Raw genomic sequence first — 26,651 nt, 5'->3', positions numbered from 1 at the left:
AAAGTCCTATGATATTCCTTTAACACAAAATAGTTAAAATAATTAATTTTTATGCTAAAAATTATTAATTTTTTATAATTTTTGCAGGTATTTAATAATATTTGCCATAGCTACACATCCATCTCCTACAGCTTTTGCTACCTGCATAATCCCTCCCCTAACATCTCCTACAGCATAAATTCCATCTATATTTGTCTTACAATTTTCATCTGTTTTAACAAATCCTTTTTTATCCAATTCTATTTCACTATCTTTTAAAAACTCAGTATTTGGAACATGTCCTAAGCTTATAAATATCCCATCTGCCTTTATTATTTCTTCCTTTCCATCAACTGATATTTTAACTCCTTCTGCTCTTTCTTCTCCAATAATTTCTAATGGTTTAGCATTGTATATTATTTCAACGTTATTAGCTTCTTTAAGCTTATCTAACATTATTGGCTCAGCAGCTTTTAACTCTGATTTATCCGTAATTACAATAACCTTTTTAGCGATGTCTTTTAAATTTATAGCACTCATTATTGCTGGAGTGTCCCTTCCAATAACTATAACTTCCTTATTTAAATAGAAGAAGGCATCACACATTGTGCAGTAACTAACTCCTTTACCAACAAACTTATCTTCATTTAAACCAAGTTTTTTGGACCTTGTTCCAGTTGCTATAACTATAGTTTTAGTTAAATACTCAGAATTTTTTGTTATAACCTTAAATGGTCTCTCTTTAGTTTCTATTTTAACAACTTCATCATACACTATAGGTAGTTTAAACTTTTCAGCATGATTTTTAAATTTTTCAGCTAATTCATATCCTCTAATCTCTTCAAATCCAGGATAGTTTTCAACAATTCCAGCTTCAGCAATCCTCCCCCCAGCATTTTCTTTTTCTATACATATGGCGTTTAACTTACCTCTCATAGCGTATATCCCAGCGGTTAATCCCCCAGGTCCAGCACCAATAATTATTGTGTCATAAATCATTTTTTCACCCCATTAATTTTTAATATTTTTAATTTTATTTATAAAGATTTCTAAACACTCTTCGCAATTTTTGTTGCAACATATTGGGGAATTTAGGAATAAAAGGTTGTGATACAATGAGCATCCCCACTTTGTTCTTGTTCCATAAGTTAGTTTTTTTATTTCTTCCTCTATATCATTGTTTAAGTAAAATATCTCGTTCTCATTTCCTTCATTCATAATTGGTTTTAAATTTAAAGTTGGTGGACTTCTAACAACAATTCCACTAACTTCTGAAATTTTGTGAGCTAATAACATTCCCTCAATACTTGAAACTGGCTCAACTATTGTAGAGTTATCTTTATTTATTGCCTCTGGAAGGAATGAAACTTTAATCCTCAACCAAGTTGATTCTTCAGGATTGTTTTTTATTATTTCCTTCCCTTTCTTTGAAATGTTTGCATTTTCTAAGTAATATTTGTAATACTCATTACAAAGTTCTCTCAACCTTCTATCAAATGATTTTTTGTGCGTTAGATAATATTTTGCCTTAACTTTCTTTTTGTAGTATTTTTTAAAGTTCTTTGCACTGAGTTTAGTTAATTTTAATGCCTCCTCAAAAGGTATTTTTGTCTTATATTCAACAAGTTTTGCATATTCGTAAGTTTCAATTATTATGTGGTTTTTATATCCCTTATTTGTCTCAATAGCCACTGATACATAATCTTCAAATGTTGGATGTCTTAAAAACATCTTCTTAACTTCTTCAAAATCTATATTAGGGTTGAGCTTTCTAATTTCTTTTGGTGTTAATAGGCAAGGTCCTGTTGTGATATTCTTTGAAATAAAATCTCCAACCATTCCCACAAATCTATAATAAGGCAAGGAAGTGAAATCATAAGAAATTATTCTATTGAGCTTATACTTCTCAATAACTCTATTCCAAAATTGAGGATAAGTGTGATTATAATATTCCTCTCCAATATTGCAGTTACAGTTGTGATAATTACATAATTTTAAATTCATTGATAAGCTCACGCTATCACCTTGATTGTGCCACATCTATACACTATTATTGACTTCCTCATATTTATATTTTACCCTAAAAATAAGTTTGGGGGATATCATGTTAATCATTTTAACAGGACTGCCAGGGGTTGGGAAATCAACATTCTCAAAGAATTTGGCAAAGGTTTTGAGTAAAAATAACATTGACATTATAATCTTAGGAAGTGATTTGATTAGAGAGAGTTTTCCAATTTGGAAAGAAAAATATGAAGAATTTATTAGAAAAACAACACATAACTTAATAGATAATGCCTTAAAAAACTATTGGGTTATTGTTGACGACACCAATTATTACAACTCAATGAGAAGGGATTTAATAAATATAGCCAAAAAATACAACAAAAATTATGCTATAATATATTTAAAAGCTCCTTTAGATGTTTTAATTAAAAGGAATATTGAGAGAGGGGAAAAGATACCAAATGAAGTAATTAAAAAGATGTATGAAAAGTTTGATGAACCAGGGAAAAAATATAAATGGGATGAACCGTTTTTAATAATAGATACGACAAAAGATATTGATTTAGAAAATATTGCTAAAAAATTAATTGAAAAAAGTAAAGAAATTCCTAAGTTTTATATTGAAGATGAAAATAAAAATAAAAACGATAATATTTTTGATAAAATTGATAAAGAAACGAGAAAAATCGTAAGTGAATATATAAAATCATGTAAATTTAGTAAAGATAAGATTAAAGATATTATAGAGCTAAGAAAAGAATTCTTAAGGAAAATAAAAAAGATAGAAGATATTGATGTTGACAATGCCTTAAAAGAATTTAAAAATATACTTGATAACTATTGAACAAATAGATACCTTTAAATATAACCAAGATTAAATAATTGATTACAACTAATAAAAATCGTGGGGGATTAATATGTCAGAAGGTAAGGAAGTTAAAGAAATAAAAATTGAAGTTCCTAAAGAAATTGCAGAAAAGATAGAAAAAATAACTAACTTCTTAAATAATTTAAAAGAAAAGAAAGATGTAGTTTCAAAGGAAAAAGTTGAAGAGATGTTAAAATTATTAGATGAAGTTAAAGGTAAATTACCTAAAGTTAATGTAGATGTTGAAAAAATAGCTAAAGTCTTAGAAGGTAGTGGAAGCGAAGTTAAGATTGTATTTAATAAATTAACCATTGACGGTGAAGTTGGTTTAAAAATTGTTCCATTAAAGAAAGAGAAAAAAGAATAAACAAGTGAGATTTTGCTTAATAATCTAAATTATCTATTTTTATTTCAGAGATTGATAAAAGAAGGTAGTTTAGAGGTAACATTAACCAATATTTTTTCTTTAGTGATTAGTAGGGATTACATTATATTGGATATTGAGAATATAAAATCACTAAAGAAAATTATAGAAACAATTTCTCCAAAATCAGAGAACGGAAAGTTAAAAAGTTTTTTAGAGAAAATTGATGATTTAAAATCTTTTTTATCAGAAATTTCAAAAATAGCTGAGATTTTAGTGAAAGAAAAAAAGACATTTATTTTGAAATATAACGGGGAAGATATCTTAATTTTTGGCTATGATGCAAAAGGTGGGATAATTTTAAAAAATATAAAAATTGTTAATAAGTGGTTATTGATAAAAATGTTAAATGAATTTAAAGATTAAAATTAGCTTCTCAATATTTCATACATTTCTTCAGCTTTTTCATAGACCTTTTCTTCATCAACAGTTAAAATCTTTCCATCCCTCATAACTATATTTCCATCTATGATAACATCATCCACAAAGCCATTAAACGCATAAACTAAATGAGACATTATATTCTCTTTTGGATATAAGTAAGGTTTATCCAAGTTTATTAAAACAATATCTGCTAAATATCCTTCTTTTATCTCTCCAGCTTTTATATTCAATGCCTTAGCCCCATTTTTAGTGGCAAAGTTAAATGCAGTTTCTGCTTTAACAACAGTTGGATTTAAATTAACCCCCTTATGTAAGATTGCAGATACTTTTATCTCTTCAAATAAGTTTAAGTTATTGTTACTTCCACAACCATCAGTTCCTAAGGTAATGTTTATTCCCTCATTCAAAAGCTTTGGAATTGGGGCTATTCCAGAAGCTAATTTTAAGTTGCTAATTGGGTTGTGAGAGACGTTTATGTTTTTTTCTTTCATTATTTTAATCTCTTCATCTGTTAAATGCACGCAGTGGGCAGTTATAACTCTAACACCATCAAAGAAACCAAATGAATTTAGATAAACAAAAGGTTCCATACCTGTTTTCTCTTTAACCATTTTAATCTCATCCAAAGTTTCATTCATGTGTATATGGATAGGGACGTTATATTTTTTAGCTAAACTATTAACCTCCATTAAAAGCTCTTTAGAGCATGTATATGGTGCATGAGGTCCTAAAGCAGGCATTATTCTGCTGTTATTTAAGCTATTTATATAATTTATATATTTCTCAGCATTTTTAATCTCTTTCTCTCTTTTTTCTTCATCAAATAAGTCAATCATTCCGTAAGCTAAAACAGCCCTCATTCCGCTCTCATCTACAGCCTTAGCAATCCCCTCTAAGAAGAAATACATATCGTTGAATGTTGTTGTTCCACTTCTAACCATCTCTATACATCCCAATAAAGTTCCCCAATAAACAATTTCTTCATTCAACTTTGCCTCCATAGGCCAGATATAGTTATTTAACCACTCCATTAAAGGTAAGTCGTCAGCAACTCCCCTAAATAAAGTCATTGGTATATGGGTGTGTGTATTTATCAACCCAGGGATGGCTATCTTGTTTTTTCCATCTATAATTTCAGCATTCTCTATCTCTTCTTTTTTAACCTCTCCTATCTTTTTTATTTTATTTCCTTCAATTAATATATCCTGCCTTTTTCCATTTACAAATGCATCTTTTATTAATATCACTGTTTCACCTTTTTAATTACAATTGGTGATATTTAATGAAGTATTCAAAAAATTCTTTAAATCTTTTTATTTCAGACTTTTCATAAGGTGTCTTTTCAACCGGATGCTTTATTTTATCTTTATTAACCAATATCATCTCTAAAGATTCAGGATATGTAAATATAAAGAGTTTTTCTCTAATGATGTTATCTAATTTTTCCTTTAATGGATTTATACAATATTTAGCAACATCTTCGTAAGTTGTTAATATATTATAACCTTTTCTTTTAAGTTCTTTTCTATGATTTTCTATAGTTTCAATATAATCTTTCACTATTGATTCAAATTCTTCTTTAGATAACCAAAATGGATGCTTATTCTCAAAAAATTTTAGATAAGCCTCTATTTCTCTTGGATATTTCCCTTCATCTAATAGTTTATATCTTATTTTCAACCCATCATGTTCTTTAAATACTTCTTTTTTATATAAACTATAGATATCCCACTCACTAAATATCAGAATGTACGGAATTTTCATAAATTCTAATAAGCTTAAATAGTCTTTATAGGATTTTATATTTCTCAAATATATCGTTTCAATAATATATTCATCAACAGGGGCTTCTGCTAATTCTACTAAATCTGTTATTGTAAGATTTAGTATATTAGTGCTCATAAGAATTACAGCATCTGATAAAAACATTCTCTTAATGTGAGAGTCAATAATGTATTTATGACCATACATTTTTTCTAATTTTTCTATTATATCTTTTATTCGAATAGATCTTGTAGATTTCTCCCCCCTTTTATAAAATCTAAACGTATTATTGATAGACATTCCATTTATAAAGTAAGGGGAATACGTAATTACAAATATTTGTGATTCAATATTTTGATTTTTAAAAATTTTTACTAACCTCTTTTGATACTTTGGATGAAGATGTCCCGATGGAGTTTCAAGCAAAATTACTTTCCCTTCATAACCAAATATTAGAGTTAATATTTCTAAAATCTTTTTTACCCCTAATCCTACCATACTTATAGGAATTTCAAAGTCTTTTGAATATACTGCAATATCTGGCCTATTGTTAATTAAAATTGAGTCAAAACTAAGATTTTCATCTCTAAATATGTATTCAAACATTTTTTTAATTTTTATATATCTTTCCCTTAACTTTGGATTTATGTTATTTTTTAGGTAAAATAGATAATTAGAAACCCAGTTTTCTGGTGGAATCCCCAAATATAATCCTTTCTTTTCAGAAGCTCTTAATATTTTCATTAATTTTATGTTACTTTCTTTATTTTTATTTTTATTTTCAAACAAACATTTAAAGAGTTCAGCAAATTTAGAATTTGGAATCCCCAATTTTAGCTCTTCTAAATGGTTATACTCGTAGCATATTATGCCATTTTCATATATTTTTAATAGTACATCATTCAATGAAATTTTTTTATTATTGTAATTTATTTCACAAAATTCAACTATTTCTTGTAGATATTTGATTATTTCCATATCCCAAGGATTTTTCTTAATGTATTCTAAAACCTTATCAATATCAATTGACATCCTATTAATTAAAAGCTCATTTAAAGATAATAAGACGATAAATGCCCTCAATATATTTTCATCCATTTTCAACTTCATAATATAATCAACATACTTTCCAAAATTTTCTAAAAATTCTTTTATTAATGTATCTTTTTCACCAATTAATTGAGTAATGATTTCTTCCCCATTAATCAAAGTGCTAAAGTATAGTTCTTTATTTTCTCTATAGGTTGATAACAGTGCATTAACTGATGAGGTTATAATATTCTTTAAATCATTCGTAAGCTTTATGACCTCAACTTCATGGCCCAATTCTTGTATAACTTTACTGTGGTCAATCAAATCTGTAGTAATTTCAGTTAGCTCTCGTTCTTTTAAGTAATTTATTATTTTTTCCATATCTTCTTCCAAATTTCTCAATCTAAGTATAAAATATGGCTCTCTACAATATAATTCAGAACATTCCCATATATACCTCCCTTCTGAAAAGTAGTTTGTAATATTATCCATAACATTTAATTTTAGGTAATTACACAGCTTTATAATTTCAGGACTATTTATTTTAAAGAAAATTCTAAGAAATTTCGATATTATTTCTTTATCACTCTCATCAAACAAAACCTCTACATTTATTTTTGCTGTTTTTTTATTTTTATCATATAGATGCGTCTCTAAATCAGTGGAAGATACTCTATTGTTTATAATATTTTTTAGTAATTTTAAAACCCTAAACAAATTTGTTTTCCCCGCATTATTAGGACCAAAGATTGTATTTCACCATGTAAATTTTAACAATTTTTAAAATAATGAATAACTATAGTTTTAAATTTTTGTCTATTTTCTTCTATAATATTTTATTTCTAAATTTTAATAGTATTTAAATTATTCGTTATACTTATAAATCCCCATAATTGCAAATTAACCGAAAACCTTAAAATATTATTTAGCAGTTAATAGATGTAGCGACATTTAAATAAAAAATTGTCTTGTGGTGGTAGAAATGGTTAAAATATTCTACGATAAGGATGTAACATTCGATGCAGTTAAAGATAAAACTATAGCAGTTATTGGTTATGGAAGTCAAGGAAGAGCTCAGGCATTGAACATGAAAGATAGTGGATTAAATGTTATAGTTGGTTTAAGGCCTAATGGGGCATCATGGAACAAGGCAATTAAAGATGGACACACAGTCATGACAATTGAAGAAGCTGCTGAGAAAGCAGACATCATCCACATATTAATACCAGATGAAGCTCAACCAGCAGTTTATAAAAAGCAGATTGAGCCTTACTTAACAGAAGGAAAAACAATAAGCTTCTCTCATGGATACAATATCCACTATGGTTTAATAAGACCGCCAGAGAATGTTAATATAACAATGGTTGCTCCAAAAAGCCCAGGAGCAATGGTTAGAAAAACTTATGAAGAAGGATTTGGAGTTCCTGGATTGGTTGCTGTTGAGAGAGATTACACAGGAGATGCTTTGCAGATAGCTTTAGGAATGGCTAAAGGTATTGGATTGACAAGAGTTGGGGTAATACAAACAACATTTAGAGAAGAGACAGAGACAGATTTATTTGGAGAGCAGGTTGTTTTATGTGGGGGAGTTACTGAATTAATTAAAGCTGCATTTGAAACATTAGTTGAAGCTGGTTATGCTCCAGAAATGGCTTACTTTGAAACATGTCACGAGTTAAAGTTAATTGTTGATTTAATCTACCAGAAAGGATTACAAGGAATGTGGGAAAACGTTTCAAACACTGCTGAGTATGGAGGATTAACAAGAAGAGCAAGAGTCATAAATGAAGAGTCAAGAAAGGCAATGAAAGAAATATTAAAAGAAATACAAGAAGGTAAATTCGCAAAAGAATGGAGCTTAGAGAATGTTGCTGGAGCTCCTCAATTAAATGCTTTAAGAAGATTAGAAAAAGAGCATTTAATTGAAAAAGTTGGTAAAGAGTTGAGAAAGATGTGTGGATTAGAGAAAGAATAAATTTTTAGAATTTTAATCTTTTTATTTTTTTAAATTAATCATTCGACAATAAACATAATTCATTTCAACAAAATCAAAAACTTTATATAATCATTAATATCTATCTTTTATTTGTGATTAATATGGAGAAAGTAGCCATATACATTATAGGGGATATTGTTTTAGCTGAAAATACTGGAAAGGCGTTAAAAAAATGGAGAAATTTATTTAACATCCAACAGATTGAGTTGGCTAAATACCTAAACGTCTCACCATCAGTTATAAGCGATTATGAAGTTGGAAGAAGAAAAAATCCTGGAGTAAATATTATAAAAAAGTATGTTTTAGCTTTAATAGAGATAGATAAAGAGAAGGGAGGACAAACAATAAAAGCATTAAAGAGAATTTTAGACAAAAGCCCTTCAATGAAAGCAATTTTATCAATAAAAGAGTATGAAAATCCAATAACACTCGAAAGATTCGTAGAAGTTATCAATGGAGAAATCGTTGTTGGAGACAACTTAGAGACACCAATATATGGGCATACAGTTGTTGATAGTATAAAGGCAATATTGGAGATGACAGGAGATGATTTTTATCATTTATATGGATGGACTACTGAAAGAGCTTTAATATTTACAAATGTCTCAACTGGAAGAAGCCCAATGGTTGCTGTTAGAGTTAGTGTAATGAAGCCAAGGGTTGTTGTTCTGCAAGGGATAAATAAAGAGAAAATAGACAGTTTAGCTTTAAAATTGGCTGAGATTGATAATATTCCATTAATAACAACTCACTTAGATACGAAAGAACTTATAAAAAGATTAAATGAAATAAAATAAAATTTTGGTGAAAATTATGGCTGGTATTGTTGGTTATGGAGCATATATTCCAAAATATAGAATAAAGGTTGAAGAAATAGCAAGAGTATGGAATAAAGACCCTGAATCAATAAAAAAAGGGCTTTTAGTTTATGAGAAAGCAGTTCCAAGCTTAGATGAAGATACTGCAACTATAGCTGTTGAAGCGGCAAGAAATGCATTAAAAAGAGCTGGAATAAATCCAAAAGATATTGAGGCAGTTTATGTTGGAAGTGAGAGTCATCCTTATGCTGTAAAACCAACAGCTACAATAGTTGCTGAAGCAATTGACGCTACACCAGAGCTAACAGCTGCAGATTTAGAGTTTGCATGTAAAGCTGGAACTGCAGGAATTCAGATGTGTATGGGATTGGTTGAGAGTGGTTTAATTAAATATGGATTAGCTATTGGGGCAGATACAGCACAAGGAGCCCCAGGAGATGCTTTAGAATACACAGCAGCAGCTGGTGGGGCAGCATACATAATAGGAAAATCAAATGTTATTGCCGAATTTAATGGCACTTATTCTTACACAACCGACACCCCTGATTTTTGGAGAAGGGAGGGGAAGCCATATCCAAGACATGGAGGAAGATTTACAGGGGAGCCAGCTTACTTTAGACATGTAATTAATGCAGCTAAAGGATTAATGGAAAAAATGGGAACAAAGCCAGAAGATTATGATTATTGTGTATTCCATCAACCAAATGGAAAATTCTACGTTAGAGTTGCTAAGATTTTAGGATTTAAAGAGGAGCAGTATAAAGTTGGATTATTAACCCCTTATATTGGAAACACTTACTCAGGAGCTGTTCCTTTAGGATTATCAAATGTATTAGATAACTGTGAAGGTGGAGAGAGAATTTTAGCTGTTTCCTATGGAAGTGGGGCAGGGAGCGATGCCTTTGATATAACAGTAACTGATAGAATAAACAAAGTTAAAGACAAAGCCCCAAGAACTGCTTATTATTTAGAAAGAAAAGAATACATTGATTATGCATTATATGCTAAATTTAGAAAGAAGATTAAGATGTGAGCAATATGATTGAAAAAATAAAGAAAGACTTTGAAGAATTTAAGGATAGAGTGTTTGGGATTCTGCTATATGGCTCTTATGCAAAAAATAAATACACAAAAAGAAGTGATATTGATATATGCTTAGTAGGAGTTGATAAAAACACTTATGTGGAAATCTTAGGAAAATTGGGAAATAAATACGATATAAAAATCTTTGAAGAGCTTCCTTTGTATATAAAAATTGACGTTATAAAAAACCATAAGGTTATTTGGGGAAATGAATTAGAGCTTTCAGAGTATTTCTACAAATTTAGAAAAATTTGGGGAGATATGGAAAAGAGAATTAGGGAAAATCAATTCAAAAGCGTTAGGGAAAAGGTTATGCTAAGGAGGAGATTTAATGCAAAGAAAGAAGAGATACTTGGAATAGGACTTTCGCAGGAATAAATTGTTCTACTGACATAATGATGCCTTCGGCATCAAAATTCCTTAATAAATATATAAACTGCGAAAGTCCTATTGGAAAAGCTTGAAAAGTTTGAGGAAGAATATTATTTCATAAAAGAACATGAAATTGAGGATGAAGTTACAAAAAGAGCTTTATTATATTCTCTTCAAGTGTGTGTTGATGTTGCAATGGATGTTGTAGCTATGCTTATTAAAGATATTGGATTGAATGTTGAAGATGATTATACAAACATTGAGAAACTTTTAAATCATAAGGTTATTACAAAAGATGAAGCAACTCTACTAAAACAATATAACGGGCTTAGAAATGCTATTGTCCATAAATACGATAAATTGAATCTTGAAGTTGTAAAAGAGGGATTAAAAAGAATTGATGAACTCTATGAAATAATAATTAAACTCATTGAGTTTTATGAAAAGGTGGAAGAATGAGAGACGTTGCAATTATTGGATATGGACAAACAAAGTTTGGTGAATTGTGGGAAAGAAGTTTTAGAAGTTTAATTGTTGAAGCCGGTGTTAAGGCAGTTGAATCAGCAGGTATAGATGGGAAGGATATAGATGAGATGTATGTTGGAAATATGAGTGCTGGTTTGTTTGTTGGGCAGGAGCATATAGCTTCATTGATAGCTGAGCATGCTGGTCTAAACCCAATACCTTCAACAAGAGTTGAAGCTGCATGTGCATCTGGTAGCTTAGCTTTAAGGCAAGCGGTTTTAAATGTAGCGAGTGGGGCGAGTGATGTTGTATTAGTTGGTGGAGTAGAAAAAATGACTGATGTTGTTGATGCAACTTCAGCAATATCATCAGCTTCAGACCAAGAGTGGGAAGCGTTATTTGGAGCTACTTTTCCTTCACTGTATGCGATGATGGCTCAAAGATATATGTATGAGTATGGTTTAACCTTAGAAGAGTTATCAATGTGGAGCGTTATTATGCATGAAAACGCTTCAAAGAACAGATATGCCCAATTTCCATTTAAAGTTACATTGGAGCAAGTTCTTAACTCTTCACCGGTTGCTGAGCCTTTAAGATTATTACACTGCTCACCAGTCTCAGATGGTGCAGCTGCCCTTATAGTATGTGAAGCAGAGAAAGCTAAGGAGTTTGTTAGTAGTGATGATATCATCTATATTAAAGCAAGTGTTCAGGCATCAGATACAATTGCTTTACACAGTAGAGAGAGCATAACAAGCTTAAAAGCTGCAAGAGTAGCAAGTGAAAAAGCATATAAAATGGCAAATATAGAGCCAAAAGATATAGATGTTGCTGAAGTCCATGATTGCTTTGCTATAAATGGTTTAATATTAATGGAAGAGCTTGGTTTCTGCAAAAAAGGAGAGGCAGGAAAAGTTGTTTATGATAAAAAAATAGCTATTGATTATGATGAATTCCCAACAATAAATCCAAGTGGTGGATTAAAAGCTGCAGGACACGCTTTAGGGGCAACAGGAATTAGACAAGTTGGAGAAATTTACTGGCAGTTAAAGCAGGATAAAGAAGTTAAAGATAGACAAGTTGAGATTAAAAATGGATATGGAATTACTGTAAATGTTGGAGGAACTGGAGGAACAGTTTGTGTTCATATTTTGTCTGATAAAAAATAATTGGGCTGAGATTATGAACAAAATTAAAAAAGAAGCGCTTACTTTAATAATAGGAAGTATTTTATTCATAATATTTGATTTTATTATTGAGTATTATCTATTTGATGGGCTGACAATATTTCTGTGGGTTTCAACAATAATATTTGGTTGTTTGTTTATAATAGGGTTTATAATATATAAAAAAATTAGATTAAATATCCCATATTTGCCATTTAATAAAAATAAAAACGTGAGAGATTGACAGAGAAATTCTGCCCATTTATTAAAGGAATTTGTAAAAAAGATAGATGTATAATGTGGGTTGGAGGAGAATGTAGATTAGTTATGCTCATAGATTTATATATCTCATCAAAAATCTATGAACTTTATGGTTATGAAGATGGAGCTATAGAGATTGATGTTGAAGAAGAACAGGATGCGAGCTGATGGTTATGTGCAGTTGCAATTTATACTTTAATGGAGAGTTAGTTATGGAAGATGTCATGATTGTAGAAAAAGAAGGAGATAAAATTATAGCCATTGATTTATTTGGAGAGAAAAAAGAATTCGTTGGAGAGATTAAAAAAATTGACTTAAATGAAAATAAGATATTCATTGAAGGATGAATTCGAAAATATCATCTCTATGATTAGTAGCTAAGCTAAGAGGCATCACCGAACGTAGTGAGGTGATGCATCCATTTTGATGAAACTTTTTCTAAAAGTTTCAATGGGAATAAGATATTTATTGAAGGTAAATAAGTAATTTAATAATTTTTAGAGGGATGGATATGGTTGTTAGAAGTTGGAGGCATATAAGGGAGAGATATAACTTAATTGGAGTTAGATGTAAGAATTGTGGGACAGTTTATTTCCCTTCAAGGGAAATATGTCCAAAGTGTAGAAGAAAGACAGAGTTTGAAGAAATAAAATTAAGTGGAAAGGGGAAAGTTTATACATACTCTGTTGTTCATGTAGCCCCAAAAGATTTTGAGAAACAATCCCCTTATGTAATAGCAATAATTGAGTTAGAAGAAGGAGCAAGAATAACTGGGCAGATAGTAGATTGCAAGCCAGAAGATGTTTATATTGGCATGCCTGTTGAGGCAGTATTTAGAAGAATTAAAGAAGATGGAGATGATGGAGTTATAACTTATGGTTATAAGTTTAGACCTGTTGAAAATTAAATTTTAATTTTTGATTTTTTATTTTTTAATTATAATTTATGCATTTAAATATAAAGATAGAATAAAATCTTAGAGAAACTATAAAAACTATAAACCATTATTAATCTTAAAGTTTCATTGAGATTTTATGGGATAAATGTTCTATTGTAAGGTGATGCCTTCACCATCCAACCACCAATAAATAATATAAATTGCGAGAGTCCTAAATTTAGGAAACACATAATGCAAATGGTGAAGAAAATGAAGTGGAGGAGAACACACTACTCAGCAGAAATTACACCAGAAATGGATGGGCAGGAAGTTATTGTAATGGGTTGGGTTCATTCAATTAGAGCTTTAGGAAAGATTATATTCGTTATTTTGAGAGACAGAGAAGGTATGGTTCAAATTGTAGCACCAAAACAAAAAGTTGGAGAAGAATTGTTTAGCCAAATAAAGAAACTTGGAGCTGAGGATGTTATAGCTGTCAAAGGAAAAGTTATAGCAAATGAAAAAGCACCAAATGGTTTTGAAATATTGCCATTAGAGTTAGAAGTTTTAAACACTGCTCAAAGACCTCTTCCTTTAGACCCAGCTGAAAAAGTTCCAGCTGAGTTAGATACAAGATTAGAAAACAGATTCTTAGATTTAAGAAGACCAAAAATCCAAGCAATATTTAAAATTAGAAGTGAAATGCTAAAATCTGTAAGAAAAACACTTTATAATGAAGGATTTGTTGAAGTAAATACACCAAAATTAGTTGCTTCATGTACTGAAGGAGGAACTGAGCTCTTCCCAATCTCATACTTTGAAAGAGAGGCATTTTTAGGGCAAAGTCCTCAGTTATATAAGCAGATGTTAATGGCTACTGGATTAGATAGAGTTTTTGAAATAGCCCCAATATTTAGAGCTGAAGAGCACAACACAAGAAGGCATTTAAATGAGGCAACTTCAATAGATATTGAGATGGCATTTGCAGATGACAAGGATGCTATGGAGATATTGGAGAAAGTTGTTTATAATGCATTTTTAGATGTCTATGAAAACAGAAAGAAAGAGATTGAAACTTTGGGAATAGAGTTTGAGTTACCGTCAGAAAAGTTTGATAGAATCACCTATGATGAAGCTATTGATATTGCAAATGCAAAGGGTGTTGAAATAGAGTGGGGACAAGATTTAAGTAGAGAGGCAGAGAAAGCAATTGGAGAAGAAATGGGGGGATTATACTTTATAACTGACTGGCCAACAGAAACAAGGCCATTTTACACAATGCCAGATGAGAAAAATCCAAATATATGTAAAGCATTTGATTTAATGTATAAGGATTTAGAGATTTCTTCAGGAGCTCAAAGAATTCACCTATATGATTTGTTAGTTGAGAATATTAAGAAAAAGGGATTAAACCCAGATGGATTTACATACTATTTAGAAGCATTTAAGTATGGAATGCCACCACACGCTGGATGGGGTTTAGGAGCTGATAGATTCACTATGGTTTTAACACAACAAGAAAACATTAGAGAGTGTGTATTATTCCCAAGAGATAGACAGAGATTAACCCCATAATCCAAATATTGTTTTTATTATTTTTATTAAAGAATTAAATGAGATTATTATGATAGATAAGATAATTCAAACTTTCTTATTGACATTCATTTTTTTATATTATAGCATTCCAACACTTATTGTTGGATTGTTTATTTCCCAAATTCTCATAGAGAGTAATATCATCAAAAAAATCTATTTTATTGGAAAAGTATTTACAAGGTTTGCAAATCTTCCAGAAGAGTGTGGGATAGCTAATAACAACTTCTTTTATTGAACCAAGAATGGCAAATATAATGCTCGTAGATTTTTATAAGAAAGGAATTATAAACAAAAAAGAACTCTATATCTCGTCTTTGATAGATGCATTTCCAGCTATACTTAGGCATTGGGACTCTTTATTACCAATTTTGCTTGCAACCTTAGGATTTTTTGGAATAACTTATTTTTTAATTTTAGTTTTGATTGGATTTATTCAGACGATAATTTTTATAGTTGTTGGTAAAATAACATTAAAAAGTAGGGAATATAAAGAAGACAACGCTGATAAAAAGATAAAGTTAAATAAAAAGGTTATTTATATAGCTTTTAAAAACACCGTAAAGTATGGAATCCCAATAATAAAAAATATAGTAGTTGCTTCTCTTATCACTTCATTTTTAATGGAGTTTGGATTTTTTAACTACATAACTGAGATTATAAGGAATAATGCTTATTATCTACCATTTTCTGTTGAAGAAATTACTGTAGCAGTTACTCAACCAATAAACTATATAGGGGCTTTTGTATTGGCTGGAGAATTTTTAAATAAAGGTATCTTGGATGAGGTTGAAATTGTGAGAGCTTTACTTCTCGGCTCTATACTATCAAGCATTCCAGCACTAAGATTTTTAGCTCCATATTATATAGGTATATATGGATTTAAGGATGGTTTCAATATAATGATGATATCTACATTTGTAAGAGTTTTTATAACTGCTTTATTTGTAATAATAACTCTAATGCTGTGAAAGTATGAAATATCAAAAAGTTGGAGATGTGGTTATAGTTAAAAAAGAATTAAACGAAGAGGAAATTAAAGAGATTGTAAAAAGAACTAAATGTAAAACAATTGTTTTATACACCACACAAATAACTGGTGAGTTTAGAACACCACATGTAAAAATTTTATTTGGGGAAGAAACAGAGACAATACATAAAGAGTATGGATGCTTATTTAAGTTAGATGTAGCTAAAATTATGTGGAGTCAGGGAAATATTGAAGAAAGGAAAAGGATGGCCCATATTAGTAATAAAAATGAAGTAGTTGTTGATATGTTCGCTGGAATTGGTTATTTTACAATCCCATTAGCTAAATACTCAAAACCAAAATTAGTTTATGCCATTGAAAAAAACCCTATAGCTTATCACTACTTATGTGAAAATACCAAATTAAATAAATTAAATAATGTAGTTCCAATTTTGTCTGATAATAGAGATGTTGAATTAAAAGATATTGCCGATAGGGTAATTATGGGCTACGTCCATAAAACTCATAAATTTTTAGATAAAGCATTTGAATTTTTGAAAAATAAAGGAGTTATACATTACCACGAAACTGTGGCTGAAAAGATTATGTATGAAAGACCCATAGAGAGATTAAAGTTCTATGCTGAAAAAAATGGCTATAAACTAATAAACTATAAAGTAGGAAAAATTAAAAAATATGCCCCAGGTGTTTGGCACGTTGTTGTAGATGCAGAATTCGAAAAAACTTAGTTATTTAAATTTTTGAATAATTATTAAATTCTATGCATATATTTAAATATATCTTCATGTTGAACAATAACCTTAACTCCCAACTCATCCCCAGCCTTTTCAAGCTCTTTTTTTAAGGTTGTGAAATCCACCTTAGCATTTGATATATCAACAAGCATAATCATGGCAAATAGGTTATCCATAATTGTTTGACTTATATCCAAGATATTTACATTGTTCTCAGCTAAAACTTTTGAAATTCCAGCAACTATTCCAGTTCTATCTTGTCCAATAACTGAAACAACAACTCTACTCATCTTCTCTCCTCTTTTAAATTTGATTAAAGTGTAAAGTGAATTATGATTTATATTAAACATTATATAATCAAATTTAAAGATTGTGGTGGTAATAATGAGAATCTTTATAACCGGAATGCCTGGAGTTGGAAAAACCACCTTAACTTTAAAAATAGCTGAAAAATTAAAAGATTTGGGGTATAAAGTTGGTGGTTTTGTAACTAAAGAAGTTAGAGAAGATGGTAGAAGAGTAGGATTTAAGATAATAACCTTAGACACTAATGAAGAGACTATATTGGCTTATGTTGGAGATGGAAAGATAAAAGTTGGAAAATATGTTGTTTTTATAGAGAATTTGGATAAAGTTGGGGTTGAAGCAATAAAAAGAGCATTGGAAGATGCTGATATTGTAATTATTGATGAGCTTGGAGCTATGGAATTTAAAAGTAAAAAATTTTCTGAAGTTGTTGATGAAGTTATTAACAGCAATAAACCATTATTAGCTACCTTACATAGAAATTGGGTCAATAAATTTAAAGATAAGGGGGAGTTATATACCTTAACTATTGAAAATAGAGATAAATTGTTTGAAGAAATATTGAACAAAATATTAGCAGAATTAAAATAATTATCTTTCTATCCTTAAATAGCTGATAATCCCCACAACAATTGAGAATATTGCTGAAAATTTATACATATTTGCTATTCCTAAAATATCAGCCAAGAATCCAAATGATATTGAGCCTATAAACATTCCAATGTTCATACTTGTTGTAAAGAGTCCCATAGCTTCTCCTTTTCTATATGTTGGAATATCTTTAACTGCGAGAGATGTTGTGGCGGTGGAAGATATTGAGCTACCAACTGCTACAATTGTTAGGGATATTATCATATTCAAAAAAGTTGTTGATGTTGAGAGCAAATACATTCCAAAGGATATTATAAAAATTCCAATAATTATCATCACATTTCCCAATCTATCATAAAGCTTTCCAAAACTTCTTTGAAGCAAAGCTATTAATATATTTGTCGATGCAATCATAAATCCAACCTGACTTATAGATATATCATAGCTAATTGCATACAATGCTAAATAAGTAATTATCCCTGCATTTATCATTACATTAGATGTGTTAATAACAAAAGAAGATAGAAAATTTCTATTCTTTAAGAATTCAAATGAAAATAAATTAGATATATTTTTGATACTTCTCTTTTTTGTATTTTCATTAAAAACAATATCTTCTAATTTCATATAACTTATAATTGCCGCTAAAATCCCTAAAAATCCACAAAAGTAGAATGGTGTTCTAATCCCATAAATATCAGCAAGAATTCCGCCTATAAACGGCCCTACACCAAAGCCCAATGTAATTGCAGAATTAAAGATTCCCATATATTCTCCTAATCTTGTCTTTGGGGCTATAGCCGCTACATAAGAACCCGCTACTGGCGTTACAAAGGAGGAAAAGATTCCTGTGAAAGTTCTGACAATTAAAAGACCTAAAACTGTGCTAACAAAATTATATAGCAGTGTAAAAACTCCATAAAAAAACGTCCCACAGACAATAAAAAACTTCTTTCCATATATGTCAGATAAAACTCCAACAGGAATTTGAGCTACTGTTCTCGCTAATGCAAATGAACCAAATATTAAACCAATTTCTAAGTTTGTAGCTCCCAAAGTTTGGGCGTATATTGCCATAATTGGAGCTATAAGACCAACACCAAGCATAGTTGTAAAGGTAGTAATCCAAATGACAAAAACATTTTTCTCTAATTTTCCCATAAAACCACCTAAAAACGTTAAAATAAAAAAATTGAAAATAGGGAAATTTAAAAAATAAAATGTCTTATAATGTTTTATTCTTTATCTCTACTATTTTTTCTTCTAAATACGTATCCCACAATCAATACAATAGCAATAACTGCTATTATTCCCAACAATATTTCATAACCTTTTGAATTTGAATTATTAACTACTACTTTTAACGGCTCTTGATAGACATAGACGTTATCATCCCCTTCATCACTATCTCCTGCACATCTTATTTCTAAAGTTATATAATATGGCTTAGATGTAGCGTCTGCATCTGGTTTTATTACTATATGAGCCACCCCTGTTTGATTAGGATATAAAGTTCCTATAGTATCACTTTTTACAGGATAGTCAAATGGCTGTCCTGAGTTTTTTATCGCAGAAACTTTAACTCTTACAGCTTTTTCATTCCCAATGTTTTTTATTTTTACATATACATTATTTTCTTTTCCAGCTAATACACTAACATTTTGGGTTAATATTTTGAATAGAGGTTTTGGTTTTATGTAAATCTCAATATACTTTGTTGTAACGAATTTATGGTCTTCTGTATCCATATAGCTAATTTTTATAGGAACTTTATAGGTTCCTGCTTTGGCATATTTATCAACATCTATATAGAATGAAGCCACTTTAAAGGCTCCAGGCATTAAATTACCAACATCTTTAATGTTACAGTTGCTCCAGCTATCTTTAAATGGATAACTTGTTTCTAACTTTAATTTGACATTCTTAGCTTCAGCGTGTCCATTATTTGTAATTGTTACATCAATTCTTGCGTATGTTGTTCCTGGTTTTATTTCTTTCGGGTCAGTTATAACATTACTTATATCTAAAGAAATATCTCCTTTAACATACAAACCTAAAACCATCTGTTCAGCTCTTTTTACACCATCCTCATCTATCCATGTTATAACCACTGGAATTGGATAAGAGCCTTCAACTAAATTAGGGGAAGTGTGGAATAAAATGTTTATTTCTTTTTTATCTCCTGATTTTAAATAGTCTAAATAAAATTTAGTCTTGCCTATTGGTGTAATTGGGCTATTTTGTGGTATTGGAATTGGAAGTAAAATATCTTTACTTTGAGACTCCGTAACGCCATACATTGACACTTCTTTGCTCTCTTCTCCTACCTTTTGTGCATTTAATGTATATCCAATATAAACATTAACTTGTTTAGCTACTCCAGTTCCTACATTTTTTATTGATATGGTTACATTTTCAGTCTTTCCAGGAGTTAAGTTTTTTAAACCATTAACTTCAAAATCTGCGATTCCATAAACTGGTAAGTAATAGATTTTTGAAAAGTTGTAGTGGTATCTGCTCACTTCTTCACCATTGCTGTATTCAACCAAATCATAACTGACTATTACATCAATTCTATAATTTCCTGATTTAGCTCCTTCATTTACATGTAGTTTAAAGTAACAAGTGTATGGTTCTCCAGGATTTAGCTCATTAATTATAACTTTCCCTTTGATAGGATTTACTTGCTTTAATTCAAATGGATAGTGTGGTTTAACTTTAACGACTAAATTTTCAATTTTTGTATTGTCTTCATAGTTGTCATTTGCAACTTTAATCCATAAATCTACATCGTCCCCCGGATGAATTACTTTTGGTTGATATTCAGGCTCCAATACCTGTAATGCTAATGATGAACTAACTAACGATAGGGAAAGTAGGAAAGAAAGAACATATAATACTATCTTCCTCAATGTACCACCCTTTTTAATCTTTTTATTATAGGGGCTAAATACATCTCGTCAATAACCAAAACGGCTGGTAAGAAGAATATAGTTAAGAAACAACATGAGGCTATCCCTATTGCACAAACTTTTCCAAGATTTGCCATCATTGGAAGAGGAGCTATAGTTAATGCTAATAAACCAGCTACTGTTGTAGCGGCACTCGCTAAAACTGAAGAACCTGCGTACTTAACAGTTATAGCAGCTGCTTCTACAGGAGAAGCTCCTTTTTCTCTTTCTTCGTTATACCTGCTTCCAAAGTAAATTCCATAGTCAATACCTAAACCTAAGATAAGAGAACCCACTCCAGCAGTTGCCATATCTAATGGTAGTCCAAAAAGTCCCATAAATCCCCCAGTCCAAATTAGGGCGAATATTAGAGGAGAAAGTAAGAGAACTGAAGTAATTTTTCTGAAGTGCAGTAAGATAATAAAAAGTATTGCGAACATAGCAACCGTTGTTGTAACTACTTGGCTTTCATTCATTAATTTTCCGATTAATGCCCTCAATACAGGAGTTCCAGTAGGAATCGCTTCGACTCCTGGAGGAAGTTGAGTTTCTTTAATTCTTTCTTCAATAGCATTTACCAATTCCTTATTTTTCTTTTCATCAGCTCCCACATCAGTAAAAACTTGAATTGTCATCATTGAATAATCTTTGTTGAACATTTTTTCTCTTTCTTGTTCTGGAATTTTTTCTAACAGTAATTTTACAGTGTCAATGCTTTTTGGAACAACTCCTCCATTTAATTTAGTTAAAACATCTACTGGTGAAGAAACTTGCGTAACGCCGTCTATAGTTCTTAAGTTCTCTTCTAACGTCTTTACGGCCTCTAAAACTCTCGGGTCTCTTATATCAACAACCTTATTTGAAGAATCAGAAGGAACTATTTTCACTGCCACTATTGCCACATCTGTCCCACCGAACTCATCCCTAACTTCATAAATCTCTTTAACTTCAGGCAAATCTTGAGGAAGCATTTTTTCAAATGATGTTTGCTTTTTAATGTGTGGAATTTGTGAAGCTAAAAATAACGTTACTATAAATATTATCAAAAGAACCACAAACGGTTTTGTTGCAGAGAACCTACCAATTTTTTCCATAATATCTCTTAATCCCATCAATCCTCCCCTTCATACTTTTTTAATATATTGTAGATTTCTTCTGACACATTTTTTAGTTTTTTAAGTTTCTTTTTTAGATTTTCATCTTCAATTTTCTCATAAACCTCGCTAATTAGTTTATATTTTCTCTTTGCAATATCTTTAATTGATGAAAAGCCATCAACTGCTTCATAATAATTCTTTCTCTCTCCTTTAATCCAAACTTTTTTTACAAACCCCAATTCCTCAAGCTTTTTTAAAGACATGCTAACATTTCCTTTACTAATCTTTAATTCTTCCATAATGTCTGAGATTGTTAATGGCTTATCAGATAAATAGAGAACTGCATAAACAGCCCCTACAGATTTATTCAATCCATGAATCTTTGCAAGTTCTGAAAATAACTCAATAATTAATTTTTTTGCTTCTTCCATCATTATCCCTTCATAATCTTTTCAAAACAATCTTTACAGACAATTTTTCCATCTATAACCCTTCCTTTAATTTCCATGAAATATTCTCCACACTCTTGACATTTTATTGATGGGAAGAGCTTAGCTTTTTTAGGTGGCTCTATTTCAACCTCTTTTATTTCAAATAACTCATCATCTTTGGCATTTAAGATATTATCAGTTGCTTCAGACCTTATCTTGTTAAATAATTCCAATTCTTCTTCACTTAAATTTCCAGAGCTATATTTTTTAAGCAACTCTTTAACAGGATATTTACCATTAAATTCTTCAAAGAAATCTTTTTTAACATAAATTCTAATAGCTTTTCCAGTATTTCTTGAATAGAATGTATAGACGTGCTTTCCATTATCTTTAAATATTAAATTCCCTTTTCCAAAGGTGCAGCTTAGCATATATTGTATTGCATCAACACTGCAAGAGTTATTTTCAACTATAGCGACTAACTCTTCATCCTCAGATTTTTTGAAGAATTTTTTGACATATTTAGCAACTCTATAGCCAATAGCAAGTCCTGGACATAGATGTCCATGGAATTCTATAACTTTTTTTAATTCTTCATCCATCATACCACCAGCTTTATATTATTCAAGATTTTTCTCTCTGTCTATCAATAATTTTCCATTAATACCCACATTTTCAGGGGAATTTTCTTTAATAATGATTACTATATGCTCTATTCCATAAATCTTTGATGCTATTTCATAAATTTCTTTAACAAGTTCTCTCTTCTTCTCAATATCAAGTTTTGGACCTTCAACAATAATTGTTGGCATCTTTTCACCTTAAGTTATTATAATCATAATGTTCAAAAATTTTTGAACGAATTGAATAAAATGTAATTAAGAGGAGTATATAAGTTTTACTAAAATCGCTCAAATTAAATATTTAAACCTATAACTAACAAACAATTAAAAAGATGAAAAAGCTATTTGTATCATTTGGTCTTTGTATTTATTATAAGCAAAAATTAATGGTGATATTATGGAAGTTATAATTAAAGCAAAAGTAAAACCAACTGAAGATAAATATAAAGTTAAAAAAGCTATCCTAAATATATTCCCAAGAGCAAAATTAAACTTTATTAAAGAAGATAACGAGTTTGGAAAATGGGAAGGAAAAACTAAGAATGTAGAGAAGTTAAAGGAGCTTTTAAGAAGCCAAGCAATATTGGACGCTGCAAGAATGGTTTTAGAGAAGGGAATGACAGAAAATGCAACAAAATTCTATTTAAATAAACAAGCCGCTTATGTAGGGGCTGTGAATTTTGATATAGACACACATGGAGGAATATTTGTTAAAATAATTGCTGATGAAAATGAAGATATTATGAAGATAATTAAGGACATCGCCCCAAGAACTAAAGGAGGAGTTATAATTAATGAAGATGAATTAGAGGAAGAAGAAAAAGAAGAAAGTGAAGAAGCTAAAGAAGAACAAAAAGAAGAGAATAGTTTAAAGATAAAGGTAATTGATAATACATCCGGTGGTTAGATGAAGAGTGAAATTATTGGATATACAATAGGAGAAACAAGAATTGATGAACTAACATTTTTGGCTAAAGAAGCTCCAAAAGTAGGAGATTATGTTAAAATAAATTATGACAACTCTGAATTATTGGGAATGGTAGAAAGCACAATCCAAGGAAACATGGCTTTAGAAGATATTTTAAACATTGAGCATTTAGAGAAGATTAGAGAATTTGAGGATAACTCATCTTATTATATTTTAGGAAAGATAAAAGTTTTAGGGGATATTAAAGAATTAAACAAAAATGGGGCTTTAAAGTTGCCGAGAGTTCCACCAAAGCCGGGAATACCAATTTATAGAGCAGATGACGAGTTATTAAAAAAAGTTTTTAGTAAGGGGCATTTAAAGATTGGGCATTTAGTTACAAGGGAAGAGGTTGAAGTTAAGTTAGATGCAAATAAATTATGTTCAAGGCATTTGGCAATATTAGCAATGACTGGGATGGGAAAATCAAATACAGTAGCTGTCTTGTTGAGGGAGTTGAATAAGCTTAAAGCAACTGTTTTAGTTTTTGATATGCATGGAGAGTATAGAGACATATATTGTGAAAGTGAAAAACTTAGAATCCATATTATTGAGCCAAAGATAAACATCTATAGGATAAATGATGATTTATGTGATTTAGCTGGTGTAGATGCTCAAGCAACGAAGCAAAGGCCATATATAAGAAAGGCAGTTAAGGAAATTAAAGAAAAATTTAAAGAAAGTGATTTCAGCACAGTTGAAGAATATGTGAATGCAATAATTGGAAAATTGGAAGAATACAAAATAGATAACAACTATAAAAAAGATGAAAGTAGTATTCAAACAGCCATATTTAGATTGGAAGATATGTTGCAGTTTAGAAAGAATATTATAACTCTCCACTATAATCCAATAAATGACATTAAAGAGCATTATATCAATATAATTCCAATGGAAGAATTGGATGAGAATGCTGTAGATATTATTGTGTCATATATAGCTAAGGCAGTTTTAGATGATAGAAAGAGGATTATTATTGATAAGGGAAGAGACTTTGCTAAACCAATATTCATGATTTTTGAAGAAGCTCATTTAATAGCCCCACAAAATAGAAAAACAAGAGCTAAATATTATTTGAGCAGGATAGCAAGAGAGGGAAGAAAGTTTGGTGTTGGTCTTTGCTTAGTTTCACAAAGACCTAAAACCTTAGATGCTGAAACTTTATCTCAGTGTTCTAACCTAATAATATCTAAGCTTATTGAGCCAACAGATCAAAAACACGTCCAAATGGCTTCTGAAAATTTGAGTGAAGATTTAGTTAAGCAATTAACAAGCTTAAACATTGGGGAGGCCATAATTTTAGGGCCTTGTATAAAAGTGCCTGCAATTGTTAAGGTAGATAGATTTGATGGAAGATATGGTGGAGAGGATTTGAATCTCGTTGAACTCTGGGAAAAGGATTATGAAGAATCAGAAAATTTAAAAAAATCAGATAAAATTGAAAATAGTGCATTTGGAGATGATGATTTATTCTTCTAATATTTTCTTTTTTCTATATTCAATGACAATTTTTCCAATATAAACTCCAAGGATTGTAACAGCTAATATTATCCAAAACTCTAATGGAAACCCAAATATTTTAGTGTGTTGTAATATTTCTTCCTTTCCAGACGTTAATAGCAAAACATGGGCCGCTTCCAAAGCATAGACGCCAAAAATTCCAATCTCTAAAACTTCCATTGCTTCTCCAATAGCTACTTGATATTTGGTGTTTTCAGCTAATTGATTGGCTATCTTTCTCTCTAAATCTTCAGATATTGTTGTTAATAACCTTGCTAAGCTTGTTGCTAAGCTACTATTACTTGCTAAAATATTTTCTATCTCTGCAATTCTATAATTTAATCTTTTTAGCTTTCTCTCTGCCTCAACTTTCTCTAAAATCATTAAGTCAAAATCACCAAAGTTTGGTGGGTAAGCATTATTTAAAAATTCAATAATCTCTTTTAAATATCCACAAACAATCTCTATAACTGCCAACTCCCTATCTATTCTACTCAACTCTCCCCTAATTTCAGTTATGTCTTCTAAATCTACCCCTGATTCAAGAGTACTACTTATAACTTCTAACTTTGATGCTATAGTGTTGAGCTTAAAGAACAAATCCCTTGAAACTCCAGTAATACTCCTTATAAATGGGTAGTAGTAGATAAATTTTTCAAACTTCTCTGGGTTTGGGTTTGAAATAAATATTCCAAAATCACCAAAGATTATTAAGCCATTGTCTATCTCAATTATATTTTTAACTGCCCCAATAACTTGGCTAATCTCTACTAATGTATCTTCATTTATAACTACTTCTGTTTCTGTTAAAACAGTAACATGCTTATATACTTTTATCTCACCATAGAGAGTTTCTAACAAATATCTTTGTGGTGAGGCAATTAAATGGCTCATAATTCTTGAAGAATCTAAGATTAAGTCAGGAATTATAAATGAAAGGTTATCTAAGCTTATAACATCCTCTTCATCTCCAGCTTTAATTATTTCAGAGGCATAGATACATCTTCCAAGATAATCAACATATATAAAAACGTCTTTCTTTCCATCTCCTCTCATTTCAGCGGTGAACTTTACAGATGTCTCTGGAATAAAATCAATGATATTTACAGTTGTTTGGTATTCAGAAGTTTCAAAAATTGCTCTATCTTTTATATCTTTTTTCTCTGATGCTGTGAAATATTTAATTCTCTTTCTTTGATATTCTTTCAATGTGATTCTATCTATAAATTCCGTCATATAGTTCTTTCCAAATGGAATCCACTCAGTTAAAATTACTTTTGGATTTTTTATTTTCACAGCCCTGCGTCCCATAATGAGGTCTCCCCGAATGCTTCTTTTGTTTTATGGTGGGTTTTAAATACACATATATTG

At 30.3% G+C, this 26,651-nt stretch carries 32 protein-coding genes; 20 read left to right on the top strand and 12 right to left on the bottom strand.

Annotated features, from left to right (window positions below; all coding sequences use genetic code 11):
• Window positions 1-72: 72 nt before the first annotated feature.
• Complete coding sequence (gene trxR / locus JH146_RS00680) at window positions 73-978, bottom strand: F420-dependent thioredoxin reductase (protein WP_048201199.1); 906 nt, start codon at window positions 976-978, stop codon at window positions 73-75.
• Window positions 979-990: 12 nt separating this feature from the next.
• Entirely contained in the window at window positions 991-1,983 is a 993-nt protein-coding gene (locus JH146_RS00675) for a hypothetical protein (RefSeq protein ID WP_048202557.1), read from the bottom strand.
• Window positions 1,984-2,083: 100 nt separating this feature from the next.
• On the opposite strand from JH146_RS00675, the gene pstK reads away from it, so the two are divergent.
• The 3 genes from pstK (at window position 2,084) to JH146_RS00660 (ending at window position 3,644) form a co-directional block, all read left to right on the top strand.
• Entirely contained in the window at window positions 2,084-2,830 is a 747-nt protein-coding gene (gene pstK / locus JH146_RS00670; protein WP_048201198.1) for an L-seryl-tRNA(Sec) kinase, read from the top strand.
• 73 nt (window positions 2,831-2,903) lie between these two features.
• Window positions 2,904-3,221 (top strand): hypothetical protein, encoded by a 318-nt coding sequence (locus JH146_RS00665; RefSeq protein ID WP_048201197.1) that lies wholly within the window; start codon window positions 2,904-2,906, stop codon window positions 3,219-3,221.
• A 12-nt stretch (window positions 3,222-3,233) separates the two neighbouring features.
• The gene (locus JH146_RS00660) at window positions 3,234-3,644 is read left to right on the top strand and encodes a hypothetical protein (protein ID WP_048201196.1); all 411 of its coding nucleotides are present in this window, start codon (window positions 3,234-3,236) and stop codon (window positions 3,642-3,644) included.
• 2 nt (window positions 3,645-3,646) lie between these two features.
• On the opposite strand, the gene dadD is transcribed toward JH146_RS00660, so the two are convergent.
• Window positions 3,647-4,909 (bottom strand): multifunctional 5'-deoxyadenosine/S-adenosyl-L-homocysteine/5'-methylthioadenosine deaminase, encoded by a 1,263-nt coding sequence (gene dadD, locus JH146_RS00655; protein WP_048201195.1) that lies wholly within the window; start codon window positions 4,907-4,909, stop codon window positions 3,647-3,649.
• Window positions 4,910-4,925: 16 nt separating this feature from the next.
• Window positions 4,926-7,208 (bottom strand): AAA family ATPase, encoded by a 2,283-nt coding sequence (locus JH146_RS00650; protein ID WP_153232478.1) that lies wholly within the window; start codon window positions 7,206-7,208, stop codon window positions 4,926-4,928.
• 232 nt (window positions 7,209-7,440) lie between these two features.
• Between JH146_RS00650 and ilvC the strand changes: the two genes are divergently transcribed.
• The 14 genes from ilvC (at window position 7,441) to taw2 (ending at window position 16,808) form a co-directional block, all read left to right on the top strand.
• The gene (ilvC, locus tag JH146_RS00645; RefSeq protein WP_048201194.1) at window positions 7,441-8,433 is read left to right on the top strand and encodes a ketol-acid reductoisomerase; all 993 of its coding nucleotides are present in this window, start codon (window positions 7,441-7,443) and stop codon (window positions 8,431-8,433) included.
• Between the two features lie 122 nt (window positions 8,434-8,555).
• On the top strand, window positions 8,556-9,251 hold the full coding sequence (locus JH146_RS00640; RefSeq protein WP_048201193.1) for a helix-turn-helix domain-containing protein: 696 nt from the start codon (window positions 8,556-8,558) through the stop codon (window positions 9,249-9,251).
• A 16-nt stretch (window positions 9,252-9,267) separates the two neighbouring features.
• On the top strand, window positions 9,268-10,305 hold the full coding sequence (locus JH146_RS00635; RefSeq protein WP_048201192.1) for a hydroxymethylglutaryl-CoA synthase: 1,038 nt from the start codon (window positions 9,268-9,270) through the stop codon (window positions 10,303-10,305).
• A 5-nt stretch (window positions 10,306-10,310) separates the two neighbouring features.
• Window positions 10,311-10,733 carry a nucleotidyltransferase domain-containing protein gene (locus tag JH146_RS00630; RefSeq protein ID WP_048201191.1) on the top strand — a complete coding sequence of 141 codons (423 nt, stop codon included), beginning with the start codon at window positions 10,311-10,313 and terminating at the stop codon, window positions 10,731-10,733.
• A 72-nt stretch (window positions 10,734-10,805) separates the two neighbouring features.
• Window positions 10,806-11,186 (top strand): type VII toxin-antitoxin system HepT family RNase toxin, encoded by a 381-nt coding sequence (gene hepT / locus JH146_RS00625; protein WP_048201190.1) that lies wholly within the window; start codon window positions 10,806-10,808, stop codon window positions 11,184-11,186.
• Window positions 11,183-12,361 (top strand): thiolase domain-containing protein, encoded by a 1,179-nt coding sequence (locus JH146_RS00620; RefSeq protein WP_048201189.1) that lies wholly within the window; start codon window positions 11,183-11,185, stop codon window positions 12,359-12,361. The genes hepT and JH146_RS00620 overlap by 4 nt, the downstream gene beginning before the upstream one ends.
• A 13-nt stretch (window positions 12,362-12,374) precedes the next feature.
• The gene (locus JH146_RS00615) at window positions 12,375-12,602 is read left to right on the top strand and encodes a hypothetical protein (RefSeq protein ID WP_153232477.1); all 228 of its coding nucleotides are present in this window, start codon (window positions 12,375-12,377) and stop codon (window positions 12,600-12,602) included.
• On the top strand, window positions 12,599-12,787 hold the full coding sequence (locus JH146_RS08685) for a hypothetical protein (RefSeq protein ID WP_048201187.1): 189 nt from the start codon (window positions 12,599-12,601) through the stop codon (window positions 12,785-12,787). Before JH146_RS00615 ends, JH146_RS08685 begins: the two co-directional genes overlap by 4 nt.
• 5 nt (window positions 12,788-12,792) lie before the next feature.
• On the top strand, window positions 12,793-12,966 hold the full coding sequence (locus JH146_RS00605) for a CooT family nickel-binding protein (RefSeq protein WP_081874500.1): 174 nt from the start codon (window positions 12,793-12,795) through the stop codon (window positions 12,964-12,966).
• 164 nt (window positions 12,967-13,130) lie between these two features.
• On the top strand, window positions 13,131-13,526 hold the full coding sequence (locus tag JH146_RS00600; protein ID WP_048201185.1) for a Zn-ribbon domain-containing OB-fold protein: 396 nt from the start codon (window positions 13,131-13,133) through the stop codon (window positions 13,524-13,526).
• Between the two features lie 240 nt (window positions 13,527-13,766).
• Window positions 13,767-15,071: an aspartate--tRNA(Asn) ligase gene (gene aspS, locus JH146_RS00595; RefSeq protein WP_048201184.1), complete on the top strand. Its 1,305-nt coding sequence runs from the start codon at window positions 13,767-13,769 to the stop codon at window positions 15,069-15,071.
• 49 nt (window positions 15,072-15,120) lie between these two features.
• Window positions 15,121-15,327 carry a hypothetical protein gene (locus JH146_RS08765; protein ID WP_236953665.1) on the top strand — a complete coding sequence of 69 codons (207 nt, stop codon included), beginning with the start codon at window positions 15,121-15,123 and terminating at the stop codon, window positions 15,325-15,327.
• Window positions 15,328-15,346: 19 nt separating this feature from the next.
• Window positions 15,347-16,060 (top strand): hypothetical protein, encoded by a 714-nt coding sequence (locus JH146_RS00590; RefSeq protein ID WP_236953664.1) that lies wholly within the window; start codon window positions 15,347-15,349, stop codon window positions 16,058-16,060.
• A gap of 4 nt (window positions 16,061-16,064) precedes the next feature.
• Complete coding sequence (gene taw2 / locus JH146_RS00585; RefSeq protein ID WP_048201183.1) at window positions 16,065-16,808, top strand: tRNA(Phe) (4-demethylwyosine(37)-C(7)) aminocarboxypropyltransferase Taw2; 744 nt, start codon at window positions 16,065-16,067, stop codon at window positions 16,806-16,808.
• A 23-nt stretch (window positions 16,809-16,831) separates the two neighbouring features.
• On the opposite strand, the gene JH146_RS00580 is transcribed toward taw2, so the two are convergent.
• Window positions 16,832-17,104 carry an ACT domain-containing protein gene (locus tag JH146_RS00580; RefSeq protein WP_048201182.1) on the bottom strand — a complete coding sequence of 91 codons (273 nt, stop codon included), beginning with the start codon at window positions 17,102-17,104 and terminating at the stop codon, window positions 16,832-16,834.
• A gap of 94 nt (window positions 17,105-17,198) precedes the next feature.
• On the opposite strand from JH146_RS00580, the gene JH146_RS00575 reads away from it, so the two are divergent.
• Window positions 17,199-17,711, top strand: a complete 513-nt coding sequence (locus tag JH146_RS00575) for an NTPase (protein WP_048201181.1) — start codon at window positions 17,199-17,201, stop codon at window positions 17,709-17,711.
• On the opposite strand, the gene JH146_RS00570 is transcribed toward JH146_RS00575, so the two are convergent.
• The 6 genes from JH146_RS00570 to dmpI form a co-directional block, all read right to left on the bottom strand.
• Window positions 17,712-18,872: an MFS transporter gene (locus tag JH146_RS00570; RefSeq protein WP_048201180.1), complete on the bottom strand. Its 1,161-nt coding sequence runs from the start codon at window positions 18,870-18,872 to the stop codon at window positions 17,712-17,714.
• A gap of 74 nt (window positions 18,873-18,946) precedes the next feature.
• Window positions 18,947-20,623 carry a COG1361 S-layer family protein gene (locus JH146_RS00565; protein WP_048201179.1) on the bottom strand — a complete coding sequence of 559 codons (1,677 nt, stop codon included), beginning with the start codon at window positions 20,621-20,623 and terminating at the stop codon, window positions 18,947-18,949.
• On the bottom strand, window positions 20,620-21,774 hold the full coding sequence (locus JH146_RS00560; RefSeq protein WP_048201178.1) for an efflux RND transporter permease subunit: 1,155 nt from the start codon (window positions 21,772-21,774) through the stop codon (window positions 20,620-20,622). The genes JH146_RS00565 and JH146_RS00560 overlap by 4 nt, the downstream gene beginning before the upstream one ends.
• On the bottom strand, window positions 21,774-22,190 hold the full coding sequence (locus JH146_RS00555) for a GbsR/MarR family transcriptional regulator (RefSeq protein WP_048201177.1): 417 nt from the start codon (window positions 22,188-22,190) through the stop codon (window positions 21,774-21,776). Before JH146_RS00555 ends, JH146_RS00560 begins: the two co-directional genes overlap by 1 nt.
• A 2-nt stretch (window positions 22,191-22,192) precedes the next feature.
• The gene (locus tag JH146_RS00550; RefSeq protein ID WP_048201176.1) at window positions 22,193-22,792 is read right to left on the bottom strand and encodes an FmdE family protein; all 600 of its coding nucleotides are present in this window, start codon (window positions 22,790-22,792) and stop codon (window positions 22,193-22,195) included.
• 18 nt (window positions 22,793-22,810) lie between these two features.
• The gene (dmpI, locus tag JH146_RS00545) at window positions 22,811-23,002 is read right to left on the bottom strand and encodes a 4-oxalocrotonate tautomerase DmpI (protein WP_048201175.1); all 192 of its coding nucleotides are present in this window, start codon (window positions 23,000-23,002) and stop codon (window positions 22,811-22,813) included.
• Window positions 23,003-23,210: 208 nt separating this feature from the next.
• On the opposite strand from dmpI, the gene JH146_RS00540 reads away from it, so the two are divergent.
• Both JH146_RS00540 and JH146_RS00535 read left to right on the top strand, forming a co-directional pair.
• Window positions 23,211-23,720, top strand: a complete 510-nt coding sequence (locus JH146_RS00540; RefSeq protein WP_048201174.1) for an RNA-binding domain-containing protein — start codon at window positions 23,211-23,213, stop codon at window positions 23,718-23,720.
• On the top strand, window positions 23,721-25,259 hold the full coding sequence (locus tag JH146_RS00535) for a helicase HerA-like domain-containing protein (protein WP_048201173.1): 1,539 nt from the start codon (window positions 23,721-23,723) through the stop codon (window positions 25,257-25,259).
• Here the strand turns inward: JH146_RS00535 and JH146_RS00530 are convergent.
• Window positions 25,248-26,591 (bottom strand): hypothetical protein, encoded by a 1,344-nt coding sequence (locus JH146_RS00530; protein WP_048201172.1) that lies wholly within the window; start codon window positions 26,589-26,591, stop codon window positions 25,248-25,250. The two genes, JH146_RS00535 and JH146_RS00530, sit on opposite strands and share 12 nt — an antisense overlap.
• Between the last annotated feature and the right edge of the window lie 60 nt (window positions 26,592-26,651).

This window comes from Methanocaldococcus bathoardescens (assembly GCF_000739065.1).
GTDB lineage: Archaea > AGJL01 > Methanococci > Methanococcales > Methanocaldococcaceae > Methanocaldococcus > Methanocaldococcus bathoardescens.
This window is presented reverse-complemented; position numbering and strand designations above follow the sequence as displayed.

Bases quoted from the DNA above. Each gene is read 5' to 3' on its own strand.
- JH146_RS00530 (WP_048201172.1), bottom strand. From the start codon at position 26,591: ATGGGACGCAGGGCTGTGAAAATAAAAAATCCAAAAGTAATTTTAACT.
- JH146_RS00620 (WP_048201189.1), top strand. From the start codon at position 11,183: ATGAGAGACGTTGCAATTATTGGATATGGACAAACAAAGTTTGGTGAA.
- JH146_RS00630 (WP_048201191.1), top strand. From the start codon at position 10,311: ATGATTGAAAAAATAAAGAAAGACTTTGAAGAATTTAAGGATAGAGTG.
- JH146_RS00550 (WP_048201176.1), bottom strand. From the start codon at position 22,792: ATGGATGAAGAATTAAAAAAAGTTATAGAATTCCATGGACATCTATGT.
- JH146_RS00600 (WP_048201185.1), top strand. From the start codon at position 13,131: ATGGTTGTTAGAAGTTGGAGGCATATAAGGGAGAGATATAACTTAATT.
- taw2 (WP_048201183.1), top strand. From the start codon at position 16,065: ATGAAATATCAAAAAGTTGGAGATGTGGTTATAGTTAAAAAAGAATTA.
- JH146_RS00665 (WP_048201197.1), top strand. From the start codon at position 2,904: ATGTCAGAAGGTAAGGAAGTTAAAGAAATAAAAATTGAAGTTCCTAAA.
- JH146_RS00615 (WP_153232477.1), top strand. From the start codon at position 12,375: ATGAACAAAATTAAAAAAGAAGCGCTTACTTTAATAATAGGAAGTATT.
- trxR (WP_048201199.1), bottom strand. From the start codon at position 978: ATGATTTATGACACAATAATTATTGGTGCTGGACCTGGGGGATTAACC.
- JH146_RS00535 (WP_048201173.1), top strand. From the start codon at position 23,721: ATGAAGAGTGAAATTATTGGATATACAATAGGAGAAACAAGAATTGAT.
- JH146_RS00555 (WP_048201177.1), bottom strand. From the start codon at position 22,190: ATGGAAGAAGCAAAAAAATTAATTATTGAGTTATTTTCAGAACTTGCA.
- JH146_RS00580 (WP_048201182.1), bottom strand. From the start codon at position 17,104: ATGAGTAGAGTTGTTGTTTCAGTTATTGGACAAGATAGAACTGGAATA.
- JH146_RS00675 (WP_048202557.1), bottom strand. From the start codon at position 1,983: ATGAATTTAAAATTATGTAATTATCACAACTGTAACTGCAATATTGGA.
- JH146_RS00605 (WP_081874500.1), top strand. From the start codon at position 12,793: ATGTGCAGTTGCAATTTATACTTTAATGGAGAGTTAGTTATGGAAGAT.
- aspS (WP_048201184.1), top strand. From the start codon at position 13,767: ATGAAGTGGAGGAGAACACACTACTCAGCAGAAATTACACCAGAAATG.
- dmpI (WP_048201175.1), bottom strand. From the start codon at position 23,002: ATGCCAACAATTATTGTTGAAGGTCCAAAACTTGATATTGAGAAGAAG.
- JH146_RS00635 (WP_048201192.1), top strand. From the start codon at position 9,268: ATGGCTGGTATTGTTGGTTATGGAGCATATATTCCAAAATATAGAATA.
- ilvC (WP_048201194.1), top strand. From the start codon at position 7,441: ATGGTTAAAATATTCTACGATAAGGATGTAACATTCGATGCAGTTAAA.
- JH146_RS00560 (WP_048201178.1), bottom strand. From the start codon at position 21,774: ATGGGATTAAGAGATATTATGGAAAAAATTGGTAGGTTCTCTGCAACA.
- JH146_RS00640 (WP_048201193.1), top strand. From the start codon at position 8,556: ATGGAGAAAGTAGCCATATACATTATAGGGGATATTGTTTTAGCTGAA.
- JH146_RS00590 (WP_236953664.1), top strand. From the start codon at position 15,347: ATGCTCGTAGATTTTTATAAGAAAGGAATTATAAACAAAAAAGAACTC.
- JH146_RS00540 (WP_048201174.1), top strand. From the start codon at position 23,211: ATGGAAGTTATAATTAAAGCAAAAGTAAAACCAACTGAAGATAAATAT.
- JH146_RS08765 (WP_236953665.1), top strand. From the start codon at position 15,121: ATGATAGATAAGATAATTCAAACTTTCTTATTGACATTCATTTTTTTA.
- JH146_RS00575 (WP_048201181.1), top strand. From the start codon at position 17,199: ATGAGAATCTTTATAACCGGAATGCCTGGAGTTGGAAAAACCACCTTA.
- JH146_RS00570 (WP_048201180.1), bottom strand. From the start codon at position 18,872: ATGGGAAAATTAGAGAAAAATGTTTTTGTCATTTGGATTACTACCTTT.
- pstK (WP_048201198.1), top strand. From the start codon at position 2,084: ATGTTAATCATTTTAACAGGACTGCCAGGGGTTGGGAAATCAACATTC.